Annotated in this window: 13 protein-coding genes; 9 read left to right on the top strand and 4 right to left on the bottom strand. The window is 35.2% G+C overall.

The window, feature by feature from the left end; genetic code table 11:
* Positions 1 to 70: 70 nt before the first annotated feature.
* Positions 71 to 991 carry a hypothetical protein gene (locus B8977_RS13315; RefSeq protein ID WP_084018417.1) on the top strand — a complete coding sequence of 307 codons (921 nt, stop codon included), beginning with the start codon at positions 71 to 73 and terminating at the stop codon, positions 989 to 991.
* Positions 992 to 1,045: 54 nt separating this feature from the next.
* Here B8977_RS13315 and fumC read toward each other — a convergent pair whose 3' ends face one another.
* Complete coding sequence (fumC, locus tag B8977_RS13320) at positions 1,046 to 2,431, bottom strand: class II fumarate hydratase (RefSeq protein ID WP_084018420.1); 1,386 nt, start codon at positions 2,429 to 2,431, stop codon at positions 1,046 to 1,048.
* Between the two features lie 166 nt (positions 2,432 to 2,597).
* Between fumC and B8977_RS13325 the strand changes: the two genes are divergently transcribed.
* Positions 2,598 to 2,804: a hypothetical protein gene (locus tag B8977_RS13325; RefSeq protein WP_084018425.1), complete on the top strand. Its 207-nt coding sequence runs from the start codon at positions 2,598 to 2,600 to the stop codon at positions 2,802 to 2,804.
* 72 nt (positions 2,805 to 2,876) lie between these two features.
* Here B8977_RS13325 and B8977_RS13330 read toward each other — a convergent pair whose 3' ends face one another.
* Entirely contained in the window at positions 2,877 to 3,536 is a 660-nt protein-coding gene (locus tag B8977_RS13330) for an OmpA family protein (protein WP_084018428.1), read from the bottom strand.
* A gap of 134 nt (positions 3,537 to 3,670) precedes the next feature.
* Between B8977_RS13330 and B8977_RS13335 the strand changes: the two genes are divergently transcribed.
* Complete coding sequence (locus B8977_RS13335; protein WP_084018431.1) at positions 3,671 to 4,603, top strand: UDP-3-O-(3-hydroxymyristoyl)glucosamine N-acyltransferase; 933 nt, start codon at positions 3,671 to 3,673, stop codon at positions 4,601 to 4,603.
* A 50-nt stretch (positions 4,604 to 4,653) separates the two neighbouring features.
* Here B8977_RS13335 and B8977_RS13340 read toward each other — a convergent pair whose 3' ends face one another.
* Entirely contained in the window at positions 4,654 to 5,709 is a 1,056-nt protein-coding gene (locus B8977_RS13340; RefSeq protein ID WP_084018434.1) for an Omp28-related outer membrane protein, read from the bottom strand.
* Positions 5,710 to 5,829: 120 nt separating this feature from the next.
* Here B8977_RS13340 and lat point away from each other — a divergent pair, with 120 nt between their 5' ends.
* Positions 5,830 to 7,128 carry an L-lysine 6-transaminase gene (gene lat / locus B8977_RS13345; RefSeq protein WP_084018438.1) on the top strand — a complete coding sequence of 433 codons (1,299 nt, stop codon included), beginning with the start codon at positions 5,830 to 5,832 and terminating at the stop codon, positions 7,126 to 7,128.
* A gap of 78 nt (positions 7,129 to 7,206) precedes the next feature.
* Here lat and B8977_RS13350 read toward each other — a convergent pair whose 3' ends face one another.
* Positions 7,207 to 8,334 carry an Omp28-related outer membrane protein gene (locus B8977_RS13350; protein ID WP_084018442.1) on the bottom strand — a complete coding sequence of 376 codons (1,128 nt, stop codon included), beginning with the start codon at positions 8,332 to 8,334 and terminating at the stop codon, positions 7,207 to 7,209.
* Positions 8,335 to 8,392: 58 nt separating this feature from the next.
* Between B8977_RS13350 and B8977_RS13355 the strand changes: the two genes are divergently transcribed.
* The 5 genes from B8977_RS13355 (at position 8,393) to B8977_RS13375 (ending at position 15,073) form a co-directional block, all read left to right on the top strand.
* Positions 8,393 to 8,884 carry a TlpA family protein disulfide reductase gene (locus tag B8977_RS13355; RefSeq protein WP_084018445.1) on the top strand — a complete coding sequence of 164 codons (492 nt, stop codon included), beginning with the start codon at positions 8,393 to 8,395 and terminating at the stop codon, positions 8,882 to 8,884.
* A gap of 76 nt (positions 8,885 to 8,960) precedes the next feature.
* Positions 8,961 to 10,631, top strand: a complete 1,671-nt coding sequence (locus B8977_RS13360; RefSeq protein WP_084018448.1) for a DUF6029 family protein — start codon at positions 8,961 to 8,963, stop codon at positions 10,629 to 10,631.
* Positions 10,632 to 10,684: 53 nt separating this feature from the next.
* Positions 10,685 to 12,355 (top strand): T9SS type A sorting domain-containing protein, encoded by a 1,671-nt coding sequence (locus tag B8977_RS13365; protein WP_084018451.1) that lies wholly within the window; start codon positions 10,685 to 10,687, stop codon positions 12,353 to 12,355.
* 214 nt (positions 12,356 to 12,569) lie between these two features.
* The gene (locus tag B8977_RS13370) at positions 12,570 to 14,264 is read left to right on the top strand and encodes a T9SS type A sorting domain-containing protein (RefSeq protein WP_084018454.1); all 1,695 of its coding nucleotides are present in this window, start codon (positions 12,570 to 12,572) and stop codon (positions 14,262 to 14,264) included.
* 59 nt (positions 14,265 to 14,323) lie between these two features.
* On the top strand, positions 14,324 to 15,073 hold the full coding sequence (locus tag B8977_RS13375; protein ID WP_084018457.1) for a T9SS type A sorting domain-containing protein: 750 nt from the start codon (positions 14,324 to 14,326) through the stop codon (positions 15,071 to 15,073).
* Positions 15,074 to 15,163 lie beyond the last annotated feature (90 nt).

The following is a 15,163-nucleotide window of genomic DNA, read 5'->3' on the forward strand; positions in this document are numbered from 1 at the left end:
AAATAATAAAATCCTCGAAGTTTTGCTTCGGGGATTTTTTATTTTCGCACTCATAAAATAAAAACCAATCGTGAAAATAAAATCATTTTTCTTATTACTATTAGGGTTTAACTTTCTCAATGCGCAATTAACGCTGAATGTTGGAAAAAACGCTTATTACAAAACATTAATTGAACTCGAAGACGGCACGGTCAGAGAAGGTTTTGTATTGAGTTTTGATGACAAATCTGCCTTTTATTATGATACTTCTGAGATTAAATTACTTTTTGGATCACCTGAAAATAATATGAATTTAGCCAGAGAATATTATACTTTTAAGAAAGATAAAGACAGTAAAGATGAAAAAATATCCATTGCTCAAATAAAAAGAATCACAGTAGATGAACCGGAATTTTATTCAAATGAAGTAAAATCTGTAACTTATGAAAAAGTAAAAATCACAAAACCCAATAACGATTTAAAAATGGATTTTAAAGAAAATCCCGTTTTATTACCCGTTTATTTCAGCAATTCAAAATTGTCCATTTACAATTTTACTGAGTTAGTATGTAGCGGAAAATCTGCTAGCTCTTGTAATGTCAAAGGGTATAACTATTATTTTTTACCAAAAGGAACCGAATATGCAGTAAAACCATTTGAGATTACTTTAGGATCAATTTTTTCTTTAAAAAAGATTGGACCCAAAATTTATACTGCTTTAGAATACATGGGTAAAAACTGTCCGCTTTACCTAAGTCATTTAGCAGAAAGGAAATCAAAATATGATGAAAGTTTTGTAAGTATTGCTAACAAAGAATTTACCAATAGCTTCAAAGTAAAACAAGAAGAGTATAAGCAAGATTTGAAAAAAGCTAAGAAGTCTATGTCAAAAGAAGATTTTAAGAAATATGAAATTGATAAGAAATCCCAGCAAAATAATGAGCAAAATGATATGTTTTACAATGGAATTTTCAACGAAGAAGTAATTGATTACATCAACTCCTGCGAATAAGAAATCCCGAGCTTTGACCCGGGATTTTCATTTTTATATAATCTTCAAATTAGATTAAACCATATCCTCAGGTCTTACCCAAGCATCAAAATCTTCCGGAGAAACATACCCCAAACGAACAGCTTCGTCCTTCAAAGTCGTTCCATTTCTATGAGCCGTTTGTGCAATTTCAGCCGCTTTGTAGTATCCGATTTTTGTGTTCAAAGCCGTAACCAACATTAGGGAACTGTCCACCAATTCTTTGATTCTTCTATAATTTGGTTCGATTCCTTTCGCGCAATGTTCATCAAAAGAAACACAAGCATCACCGATCAATTCCGCACTTTGCAGGAAATTATAAGCCAACAAAGGTTTAAACACGTTCAATTCATAATGACCTTGCGTACCACCAATTGTGATCGCAACATCGTTCCCCATTACTTGAGCAGCCACCATCGTCAAAGCTTCGCATTGAGTCGGATTTACTTTTCCCGGCATGATAGAAGAACCCGGTTCGTTTTCAGGAATTAAAATTTCACCGATTCCCGAACGAGGCCCCGAAGCCATCATTCTGATGTCATTTGCAATTTTATTTAATGAAACCGACAATTGCTTCAAAGCTCCGTGGCTTTCTACAATTGCATCGTGTGCAGCCAAAGCTTCAAACTTATTTTCTGCAGTTATGAAAGGTAATCCCGTAAATTCCGCGATGTATTTCGCAACCAAAACGTCATAACCTTTCGGAGCATTCAATCCTGTGCCAACTGCAGTTCCTCCTAATGCCAATTCAGAAAGATGTTCCAACGTATTTCTCAAAGCTTTTAATCCATGATTTAACTGAGAAACATATCCAGAAAATTCTTGTCCCAAAGTCAATGGCGTCGCATCCATCAAGTGTGTACGCCCGATTTTAACAACATCTTTGAATGCTTCAGATTTTGTCTGCAAAGTATCACGCAATTTCTCAACACCCGGAATTGTCTTTTCCATAACAGATTTGTAGCAGGCGATGTGCATTCCGGTCGGATAAGTATCGTTCGAAGATTGTGATTTGTTCACATCATCATTCGCTTTTAAAACCGGTTCGCCTTCACCGATTTTTCCACCCGCCAAAACTTGTGCGCGGTTAGCGATTACTTCATTTACATTCATGTTAGATTGCGTTCCTGAACCGGTTTGCCAGATTACCAATGGAAATTCAGCATCCAGCTTTCCTTCCAAAATTTCATCACAAACCTGTGCGATGGCATTTCTTTTTTCTTCAGGTAAAACACCTAATTCACAATTTGCATAAGCCGCAGCTTTTTTCAGATAAGCAAATCCGTAAACCACTTCTTTGGGCATCGAACCCGCGGGTCCGATTTTGAAATTATTGCGAGAACGCTCCGTTTGCGCTCCCCAGTATTTATCAGCAGGGACTTTTACTTCGCCCATCGTGTCTTTTTCAATTCTATAATCCATCGTGTTGTTTTTTATTATGAATTTAAATTATAATGTATCTATTTGATTTTAAAAGGTTCAAATTTAATAAACCTGAATTGATAATCATTAATAACTGATAATTTTCAGTTTGGTTTTGGAATTGGATTAAATTTTTTACTTTTGTGCAGATAATAAAGTTACGATTATGATACAGTTTGTAGGATTTGTGTTTTTCTTATTTATGGCTTGTTGTGGATTTTGGGGGATTATTTTCTTCGCATCTATGATTCCTTACTGGTTGACAGGATGGTTCAGCATGAAAGCAAAAGAAAGAAAAGGTCCTTTACATTTAGAAGTTCGTCCGACTTTGCCTGAGCAGGAAGGTGTAACGGTTTTGTATCAAAAAGCTTAATCAGAAATTCATTTTGATAAAATATAAAAGGCGAATCTCATGATTCGCCTTTGTTTTTTGAATTAATTCAGATTATTTCTTCGTAATTCTTATATCAACTCTTCGATTCTGTGCCTGACATTCTTTCGTGTCATTTGCCGGACAAACGAAATGTTGTGCGCCATAACCTTCACTTTCCAAACGAGAAGCCTCAATTCCTTCAGCGATGATTTGATCAGCAACCGTTTTCGCTCTTTCGCCCGAAACTTTCATATTCACGTCACTACCTCCCGTATTATCAGTGTAGCCGCCAACTTTGATAGTTGCAGTCGGGAAAGCTTTTAAAATTTTTACGATATTTTTAATTTGTTCATCAGAACTTCCGGTCAAATCTGATTTTCCTGAAGCAAAATAAACACGGTCAAGCGTGATCCAACCTTGCGTTTTATCCGAACTCACCGAAAAGGTAGAATCCCCCAGTTGTTTGAAAAATTTATTTTCAGAACTGTTTTCGCCGACATTTAATTTCGTTCCGTTCGGAAGGCTCAAATCAAATAAATTTCCGATTTCATAGATATAATTTCCATCCACATCGATCTTAGAGATTTCAGTTTCAGTTTCCACATCCATGGAATCATTGTCAGATTCTACCGGAATCGGATTGTTGTAAGTAGTTCCTTTGTCACATTTACAAGACACGATGAAAAGCGAAGAAGCAAATGCAATGGAAAGGATTTTAAAGTTTAAGCTCATAATTGTTTGTTTTTATTTCGAATCAAATTTAAAGATTTTTTAATATATGATTTAATCAAATTCAAATCTGAGAGAATCTTTATTCGATTTAATTCATTTCAAAAAATAATATATTTGCTCTAAATTCTTATCAAATGAAATTCCCCAGAATATATAACCTCAAAGAAATCGCCCAAATCATCGGCTCAAAATACGTTGGAGATGGAAATTTCCCTGTCGAAGGGCTCAATGAAATCCACCGTGTGGAAAGTGGAGATATCGTTTTCGTAGATCATCCAAAATATTACGATAAAGCCCTGCAAAGTGCTGCTACAATTGTTTTGATCAACAAAGAAGTCGAATGTCCTGAAGGAAAAGCATTGTTAATTTCCGACGATCCTTTCCGAGATTTTGTGAAACTCGGACAATATTTCAATTCATTTCAGGGAGCGAACCATGCAATTTCAGATACCGCTTTAGTTGGTAAGGGAACACATTTGCAACCGAATGTTTTTGTAGGAAATAATGTAGTTATTGGAAAGAATTGTTTGATTCATGCCAACGTTTCCATTGGGGACAATTCTATCATTGGTGACAATGTCATCATCCACTCAGGAACAGTATTAGGTGGTGACGGATTTTATTACAAAAAGCGCGAAACAGGATTTGATAAATTAAAATCAGTCGGAAATGTGGTCATCGAAGACGATGTAGAAATCGGCGCTAACTGCACGATTGATCGCGGTGTGACAGCTTCGACTATCATCGGTGCCGGAACCAAAATGGACAACCTTATCCAAATAGGACATGACACCATCATCGGTAAGAAATGTTTGTTCGCTTCACAAGTTGGTGTTGCCGGTTGTGTGATTATTGGTGACGAGGTAACGCTTTGGGGACAAGTCGGCGTCAAAAGCGGAATTCACATCGGGAATAAAGTCGTTGTGATGGCAAAATCCGGTGTTGGAAATGATTTGGAAGAAGGGAAATCTTATTTCGGTTCGCCCGCGGAAGAGGCAAGATCTATGTATAAGAAAATGGCTGCTAATCAGATTTTAGTCAAAGAATATCTGAATAGAAAAAAATAAAAGGCTTTCATTCCGAAAGCCTTTTATTTAAATATTGTTAAATGGTAAGTTTATAAAAATTCAAAACCTTTAACAGTATTTGCCGGAGCAACCTGTACATTTAAAACTTTTCCATTTGCATCCATTATAAACACTACAATCTCTAATTTGTTTACGTCTAAAGAGGTATAATTACTTGTAGCTAAATTAGGCAGTTCTATAATGTTTCCATACATAGATTGTCCCGATGGTAAAGCTTTACCAGCAATATTAGGGGTAGCATACCCGCGAAGCGTGTGATTATGAACAAAATTTACGAGGGGATTTGTACCTCCGAATAATCCATTACTACCAGTGTAATAATTTACCTGATTTTCAACTAATCCGTTTTCTAAGATATAAATACCATATTTTAAAGATTGATTGTAGTTAGCTCCAAAAGCAAAACGAACACTTACAGTACCATTATTTTCATCTAATTGAGAAGAAATAGAAATACCGATGGTTGAATTGGCATTGATTTTACTGGTTACCTCTTCGAGATTTTCATTTTCATTTATTGACCATACTGCTGACCTGTTGATAAACGCTGTCGGATAACCTCCAAAATTAGGAACCAGGTTCTCTAATTGTGCATATTCTGGTATCTGGAATGAGTCACCACTATGAACACCAATAGGAACTACTTTATTAGTAATCTCGCTTAATTTTACAAAAGCATCCATTACACGAGGACAGTATCCGCACCATGTTCCGGTAAAGTCTTCTACCATAACTTTATGAGTAAATTTGTTTTTTTCAGAAACTGCCAAAGAAATAGTATTACTCGTGGAATTGTCCTTTTGAGCGTACACTTCATAAGTTCCCGGTTCTGTTGGTGAAAATTCATTTCCTATAATAGGTGTGTCATTTACATAAATAGTGCTGGAAGAAGTTATATCCTCGTTTTGACTATTTTCCACAGTAAATTCAAATTTTCCCTCACCAAAAGGTATTGATGTTTCAGAGAGATTTGATGTAAGTTCAATAGTATTATTTGAACCACTTCCTTCATCGTCGCTACACGAATAAACAGCAAAAGTGAAAAGTAATACCATTACAAATCGGATAGATTTTTTGTAATTCATAGAGTTTATTTTAATTGGTTAATTAATTCTTAACGTAACTTCTTTATAAATATTGTGTTAATAATTTAATGAAGAATCATTAAGTTTGCAACGCGCAAAAATCAAGCAATACAATAATATATGGAAGTAGCAACACAAACCGTACATGACCGATTGGGTAAACACATCTTGGCAGATGGTTATCCGATGGTAATGGACATAGAAAAATCACACGGTTCTTATATCGTAGATCAAAACGGAGACGAATACCTGGACATGTTCAGCATGTTTGCTTCCGCTTCAATTGGTTACAACCATCCGCATTTGGTTAGAAATATTGAGTTTTTAGGAAAAATGGCAATCAACAAACCAACCGTTTCTGATGTTTATACAGAAGAATATGCAGAATTTGTAGATACATTCAGCCGTGTGGCGATCCCTGCTGAATTGCAATATGCATTCTTTGTAGAAGGCGGAGCCTTAGCTGTTGAAAATGCTTTGAAAGCTGCTTTTGACTGGAAAACAAGATTGAACAAATCAAAAGGAATAGACAAAGAAGCCGGTGGCGTAATTCATTTTCAGCAGGCATTTCACGGACGTTCAGGTTATACTTTGACATTGACCAATACAAAAGACCCGAGAAAACACATGTTTTTCCCGAAGTTCAATTGGCCAAGAATAATTAATCCGAAAATGTACTTTCCGGAAACGCAAGAAGGTTTAGAAAAAACTATTGAACAAGAAAAATTGGCGGTTGAACAAATCATAAATGCTTTGACTGAAAATCCAAATGAAATCGCTTGTATCATTATAGAAACCATTCAGGCAGAAGGTGGAGACAATTATTTCAGAAATGAATTTTTCAAAGAATTGAGAAGAATCTGTGATGAACATGAAATCCTTTTCATTTTAGATGAAGTTCAGACCGGAATAGCTTTGACAGGTAAAATGTGGGGGTACCAGAACTATGATGTGATTCCAGATGTGATTTCATTCGGAAAGAAAACTCAGGTTTGTGGAATTTTGGCAAACAAAGAAAAATTAGATATCGTACCTGATAATGTATTCAAAGAATCAAGCCGAATCAATTCTACTTTCGGTGGAAACTACATCGATATGCTTCGCTTCAAATTGATTTTGGAAGTAATCGAACAAGAAAATTTATTGGAAAATGTGAACGTTCAGGGTGAATTCTTGAAAGGAGAATTGGATAAAATTGAATCTGATTTTGCAAACGTTACCAACGTTCGCGGAATGGGACTTTTCTTGGCTTTTGATTTGCCTTCAGATGCAGAAAGAAATGAAGTTGTGAAAAAAGCAATGGAAAAGAAATTAATCCTTTTGACTTGTGGCGAAAGAACGATTCGTTTTCGTCCGCACTTGAATGTTACACGCGAAGATTTAGAAAAAACAATCACCATCGTAAGAGAAATTTTATAATAAATTTAGAATTTATAAAGCATAAAAAAGTCCCGAATCAATTCGGGACTTTTTGTTTTCAATATTGTGAGACTTGAATTAATCAAAATCTTGGTTCGTACCAACCTTCGCACTTTGAACATTGATTACACCTCTAGTTTTAATCTGGTTTCCATTCCCTAAAACAAATGCAACAACGCTCAAATTAGAGGCATTAGTTACATTAGCTGGAAGCGTTACATTAAACGGTTTTGTATAAACAGCTCCATTTGAAATCTGGTTTGTCGGGATGATATCACCATAAATGTCAGTGAATGATTTTAACAGGACATGGTTGTGTGTAAACCCTTGTATTGGATGAGGCATGCTTGAGTAATTATATTCAGGATCACAATTAGATCCAGATCCGCTGAAATAATTATATTGATTATGTATCAAACCATCTTCCACCAAAACTACCACCAAGCGTGCTTCCGGAACAACATCCGTGGAAAATCCAACTTTTACATTGATGCTTAAGCTGCTACCGCTTAGAGAAGAATTAATTGCTAATCCCAACGGAGCAGATTGATTTAAATAAGTATCGACTTGAGGATAATAAACTTCCCGCGTATTAGGGCAAGGGTGTTGTTGCTGAAATTGATCTAAAGTGTGAATTCTATTGATTTTACCGGCAGGAGCAGCTCCAGCCCCGTAATTAGCAGTACTCGCCATATCTAAAGCGTACTCATAAACCCATGGGTCTTGTGGAGTGCCCTGCGTATGTATTGCAATTGGAATTATTTTGTCACTGTAATCAGTTAAATAATGCATAATAGAATTCATTCTTGGACACCATCCACACCAAGTTCCGGTATAGTCTTCCAATAATACTTTTTGAGTGTACTGTGACGGTATGACATCAGTAGAAGCAAACGTACTTGTGCTGCTGTTCTTGCCATTGTAAGATGCATAAACTTCATTGGTTTCATTTACTTCAGTCGGTATAAATGAGCTCCCTTCGATCTGCTGACCGTTTACAAAATAAACCGCATCAGAGGTAATGTCTCCTGCAATACTTGATGAAGCCGTAAATGTAATTTGAGACCCTACCGGAACCGACATTGCACTCATTGTCATTTGAATCGATTCGTCTGCTAAATCTTCCTCAGTTCCACAACTTAACAGTAAGCCTGAAAATAAAGCGAGAAAAATAAATGTGTGTGTTAGATTATTTAATTTTTTCATAAATTAATATTAAATTTTTGCTAATTTAGCCCAATTAACACACAAATAAAAAATTATAATGAAAAAATTAATTACACTTTTCAGTCTAATTCTGGCGATTGGGGTATTGTCGGCACAAGAGACTGAATTTCCGGATTATTCGATTCCGGATTTGAAAGGAAGCAAAATAGATATTAAGTCTATTTCAAAAAATGAAGGAAAACCTGTTGTTTTAGCATTTTGGGCTACTTGGTGCGGACCATGTATTTTGGAATTGAATGCCATCAATGATAAGTTTGATGATTGGAATGCTGAAACTGAATTTAAATTCTATGCAGTGTCTGTAGATGATTCAAAAACAGTAGGGAGAGTTCAGCCGATGGTCAATGGAAAGGGTTGGCCTTTTGATATTTTATTGGATACCAATAATGAATTGAAAAGACTATTGAATTTCTCTACACCTCCTTACGTTGTAGTGATAAAAGATGGGAAAATCGTTTATAAACACATTGGTTACCAGCCTGGTGCGGAAGATGAGCTTTACGAAAAAATCAAAGAATACTCTAACTAGTTTTCAGAAAATTTATTGATTAAATTGGATTATAAATTAATCAAAATTCTGAGAATAAAATTATAATTATAAACACATGAAACAAATTTATGGTTTGATGCTTGCCTTTATAGCATCATCTGTTTCTTACGCACAAATTGATTTAGGAGCGGGAACTTTTTCTGGAGGAATTGAATCAACTTCTCAATGGTACCAAACAGATGAAGATTTAGGATTTGAACAGCCAAACGACCCTTTTCGTTCTAATAATTACATAAGATTAGACTACAATTACGGAAAATTTTCAGCAGGTTTACAGTACGAAGCGTACTTACCAAGTGCATTACTAGGATATTCTGACAGATTTAATGATAATAAAATAGCAACTTATTATGTAAATTACAAAGGAGAACACTTAGATATAACTGCAGGTAATTTTTATGAGCAGTTTGGTAGTGGTATGGTTCTTAGAAGCTGGGAAGATCGCCAAATCGGGATTAATAATTCAATCCGTGGTGTGCGTGTAGCTTATACGCCAAATGATTTTACCACAATTAAAGGATTGATTGGGAAGCCAAGGCTTGGTTTTGAAACTACGGAAGGAACCGTTGGTGGGTTAGACATTGAAACCAACATAGTCCGTTTATTTGACAAAGAGAATTATTCTAATTCTGTAACTGCTGGTTTCAGCTATGTAGGGCAACAGGAAAACTATACAGGAGCAATAGAAGATTTCCCGCAAAGTACAAATAATTATTCTGCAAGATTAGGATACTCAGGTAATTCAGGAGTTTACATCAATGCAGAATATGTTTACAAAAGCGAACGACCTTCTTTTTTCAGTCAAGTGCCCACCGAACAATATTATGATGGAAATGGTTTATTGGTTAATCTAGGCTATTCCACAAAAGGTTTCGGAATCAATACTACTTTCCGCAGATTGGAAAACATGGGAATTTTTGCACAAAGGAGTTTGAGTGAACCAGCCGAAAATTTATTTAATGAAGGAATTGTAAATTATTTACCTGCACTGACCCGTCAACATGATTATTTATTGACAAACATATATGTATATCAGTCGCAGCCTAACATTAATTTTATAGAAAAGGAAGCAGGAGAAATTGGTGGGCAGTTGGATATTTACTATAACATGCCAAAAGGAACATTGTTGGGTGGTAAATACGGAACTAAATTGGCAGCAAACGCTTCTTACTGGAATGGTCTGAATGCAGAATTCAATGAAGCCGGAACCGAATACACTACAAACTTTTTTGATTTTGGACGAAAATTTTTCCACGATGTAAATTTTGAAGTAAATAAAAAATGGACAGATAAATTCTCATCCATCATTACTTATATGCATCAATACTATGACAAAGCAATCGTAGAAGGCGGAAATTACAGTCATATTATTGCCAATGTAGTAGTTGGGGATTTCTTATATAAATTTAATCCAAAGAATTCAGTCCGATTTGAATTACAGCACCTTCAGACAAAAAGAGATCGTAAGAATTGGGCAGCTGCTTTAGTGGAATATAACTTGAACCAAAGATGGAATTTCTATGTAGGAGATAACTACAATTATGGAAATGATGATGAAGAAGAAAGGTTCCATTATTATATGGTAGGTGGAAGTTATGCCAAAGAATCTACACGTGTTTCCATGAATTACGGTCGCCAAAGAGGTGGGTTGATTTGTGTAGGAGGTGTGTGTAGGTATGTTCCTGAAAATACAGGATTTACACTTACATTAGTTAAAACATTTTAGTATATTAGTAGGGTCAATATTTTTAAATAAACACACAAGAAATAATTATTATTATGAAAAACATTTTTACCAAGTTTTTGCTGGTGGGATTAGCTCCATTAGCAGCTTACGGGCAAACCATAGTAAGCACTACACCTGAGAATAGAAAAGTTATTCTAGAGGAATTTACAGGTATAAACTGTGTATATTGTCCTCAAGGACATGTGATAGCTGAACAGATTTTAGAAAACAATCCCGGAAAAGCCTTCGCTATCAATATACACCAAGGAGGTTTTGCAACACCGCAAGGGGGGCAGCCTGATTTCCGTACACCTTTTGGAAATGCAATTGCAAATCAAACAGGTCTTACAGGATACCCTTCCGGGACAGTTAACAGACATGTATTTTTTAACAACAAAACTATTTTAGACAGAGGTCAGTGGGCGAGTTCAGCAAATCAGTTGCTCAACTTACCTTCTTATGTCAACATGGCTGTAGAAGCAAGCGTTGACATTGATACGCGTGTGTTAACTGTCCATGTAGAATCTTATTATACAGGAGACAGTCCGCAATCAACTAATCGCTTAAATGTTGCTTTGTTGCAAAACAACACTACAGGGCCTCAAACAGGAGGTAATCAAGGTAACAACTATAACCACATGCGTAGATTAGTTCATTTGATTACCGGTCAATGGGGAGAAGAAGTTACTACAACAACTACAGGTAGTTTTGTAAACAAAAATTATACTTATACGATTCCTGAAAGTTACAATAACATACCTGCAATTTTATCCAATTTGGAAATTGTAGTTTTTATGTCTGAATCACAACAGGAGATAATTAGTGGTAATGGAACATTTCCTGCGCTTATAGGTCTTGAGCATGAAAATGATGCTTCGATAAAACAAATACGTGAGATTCCAAAATCTTGTACTGGAAATGCTTCACCAATTGTAGAAATTGAAAATTTAGGAGGAAATCTTATTACTTCTTTGACTTTTAATTATTCAATCAATTCGGGAGAACCATTAAGCTATACTTGGACAGGAACAATTGCTCCTTTGGTAACTAAAGAAATTCAACTTCCTGAAATTGTATATAGTGCCCAAGAAACAAATACGTTGAGTGTATCTATTCAGGATGATGAGAATTCAGAAAATAATCAGCTTTCTCTAGATTTCTTAAATGCGATTTCTACAGAGTCTACAACTCTTACTCTTGAAATCCATACTGATGGTTTTGGAAATCAGACACGTTGGAATATTCGTAACTCAAATAACCAAACAATAAAGTCAGGTTATGGATATGGAAATAACCAAACCTACACTGAAACAATAGACTTACCTGCAAATGACTGTTACACACTTAATGTAATAGATGTATCAAATAATGGTGGAGCAGCCATATCTTTGAAAGATGAAAACGGAGTGATATTAAGCGAATCTGACGGAAATTATGGATCAGGATACTCTGAGGATTTTGCAAAAGGTGCGTTAGGAGTTGATGATCTTAGTTCATTAGAGATCAGTGTATATCCAAACCCAACTACAGGAATTGTAAATATCAATTCAAAAGTACCAAATGCTCAAATTGAAGTATTTGATGCTTCAGGAAGAAAAATGTATTCTGTGAACTCAACTAAACAATTAACGACAATAGATTTATCATCTTATGGTAAAGGAATCTATTTAGTTAAAGTTGCTGAGGGTAAAAATATCATTACTAAAAAAGTAATAGTGAAATAAATTTTTAAACAGAAAATTTCAAAAGCAGTCAATCAATTCGATTGACTGCTTTTTTTATACACTCATGAATAATTGAATTTGTTAAAATTACTCATAATGCGCTGTTTAGTTAAAACAACATAACTTTAAGTTATAATAAAAAAAAATTAATATATTTGTGTTTATGTAGATTTTATACATACTTTAACATAATTAACACACAAATTACAATTTTATGAAACAAAATTTTACCAGATTTATTTTTGCCGCTTTGTTGCCGTTGGCTGCATATGGGCAAACAATTGTAAGCACTACTGCAGAGAATAAAAAAATTATTCTTGAAGAATTTACAGGAATAAACTGCGTTTATTGCCCTCAGGGACATGCGATTGCCAAAGCAATCCAAGACAATAACCCGGGAAATGTATTTTTAATTAATATTCACCAGGGAGGTTTTGCAACCCCACAAGGAAGTCAACCAGATTTTAGAACTTCATTTGGAAATGGTATTGTAAATCAATCTTATTCCGGAGGTGGATTCGGATATCCTTCCGGAACAGTTAACCGTCATGTTTTTCCAGGGAGAGAAATGACAGCAGATGGTACTACAGCTTTGGATAGAGGTCAGTGGACTGCAGCTGCTAATGAATTGCTTACTGAAAATTCTTATGTAAATGTTGCTTTGGAATCTAGCATCGATTCTCAATCACGTATAATGACTATAACTGCTGAAATTTATTATACAGGAAATAGTCCGGTAAGTACTAATAAATTGAACATTGCATTGTTACAAAACAATACATTTGGTCCGCAAACGGGAGGTGGTCAAGGAAATAACTACAACCACATGCACCGTTTGATTCACATGGTAACAGGTCAGTGGGGTGAGGAAATTACTACAACTTCTCAAGGTAATTTTGTTCAAAAAACATATACTTATACAATTCCTGAATCCCATAACAATATTCCAATCGTTTTTGGAGATTTAGAATTGGTTGCGTTTATAGCGGAAGGTCAGCAAGAAATCATCAGCGGAAATGGTACATCTCCTGCTTATACTAATTTGCCTTTGAACAATGATATGAGCATCAAGTCAATTAGAGAAATAACACCGCAATGTAGCGGTATGGCTTATCCGGTTATTGAAATTAAAAATAACGGTAACAATGTTTTGACAACCTTAGACATCACTTATTCAATCAATTCAGGTGCTCCACAAGTATATACTTGGACAGGTAGTTTGGGAGGTCTTCAATATGAAACTGTAACACTTCCTGGAATTCTTTACACCCAAGACGAAAATGTACTTCAAATTTCAATTCCTTCAGATGAAGATGATTCCAATAATGTTGGGACAATCAATTTTAATGAAGCAGTTCAAACTTCGAATAATTTGATTTTATCTGTAAGAACAGATAACTGGGGAGATGAATGCTCTTGGGAAATTCTTGATTCTGCTGGTACAGTAGTTTATGAAGGTGGTCCTTACAATGGACAAAACAACCAAACATTTACTTTTGATTTAGCACTTCCTGGAGAATGTTATACATTTAAATTGTATGATGCATTTGGAGACGGTGGAGGAGCTGTTTCTCTTAAAGACAGTAATAACGTTGTAGTTTATTCAACTACCGGAGCTTATGGTGCAGGAGCCTCAGTTAATTTCTCAACAGAAGGAGTTATGGGCGTTTCTGACTTGACTGCTTCTAATGTGCAGATTTATCCAAACCCTTCAACAGGAATCATCAATGTTGAAGCTAAAAATGCCTCTTCAATTGATGTATATGATGTAACAGGAAAGAGAGTTTACTCTACTTCAAACGTTTCTCAGACTACTGCAATCAATTTGAGCGCATACGGAAAAGGAATTTTTGTAGTTAAAATTTCAGAAGGTAAAAATGTAACCACTAAAAAAGTAGTTATAAAATAATTTAATATAAACAAAGCAGCTGGACTCTTTCAGCTGCTTTTTCTAAAAAAAAAAGCAAAATGAAAAAATTAATCTTATCAATGTTAACCGTAGTAGCTGTATCTGGAACTTCTTATTCTCAGAGTTTTTCCATTACAGACTTAGATGGAGTTCCTTACGAAAATAATTCAGTGCATATTTTTAATGTACACGGAACTTTTGAAGACCCTATTGACGCAGCAAAATTACACTTAGTGATTAACAATATCACTGAAGCACCTATAACTGTAACTGGTCAAGTAGTTGAAATGACCAATACAGATGGTAATTTGGCACAATTCTGTATCGGCGGACCATCTGGAAACTGTTTCTTTCCATTATTTGAAGGATCATTTTACCCAGGAGAAAACGGTGGAATTATACAGGCAGGCGGAAATTGGGGTAATTTTGATTATTTGATCAATTTAGATCCTACAGAGCTTGCAGAATACAAATTGAGATTTGTACAGTTAGACGGAAGTGGAGCTGAAATGCCAGATACTTCATTCTTTCTTACGTACAGATATGATTCTACTATGGCAGTTTCTGACTTAAATTCTATTGCAATCGCAGAAGTTTACCCAACTGTAGCAAAAGGATTTACCAATGTAACTTTGAAAGAAAACGCAGCAGTTCAGATTTTGAATGTTGAAGGTAAGTCTGTTAGATCAGTTAGCATGAAAAGCGGAAACTCTCAGTTAGATCTTTCTGGTTTATCAAGCGGTGTTTACTGGATAGCCTTCAAAGGAGAGTCTGGAATGACTACAACCAAAAAGTTAATTGTTAAGTAATTTATAATACAACAACGATATTTTAAAAGCCGTTTTCTTTGGGAACGGCTTTTTTATTGAATAAAAAATTAAAGTATAATCCTGACAATA

This window comes from Moheibacter sediminis (assembly GCF_900176425.1).
Lineage (GTDB): Bacteria > Bacteroidota > Bacteroidia > Flavobacteriales > Weeksellaceae > Moheibacter > Moheibacter sediminis.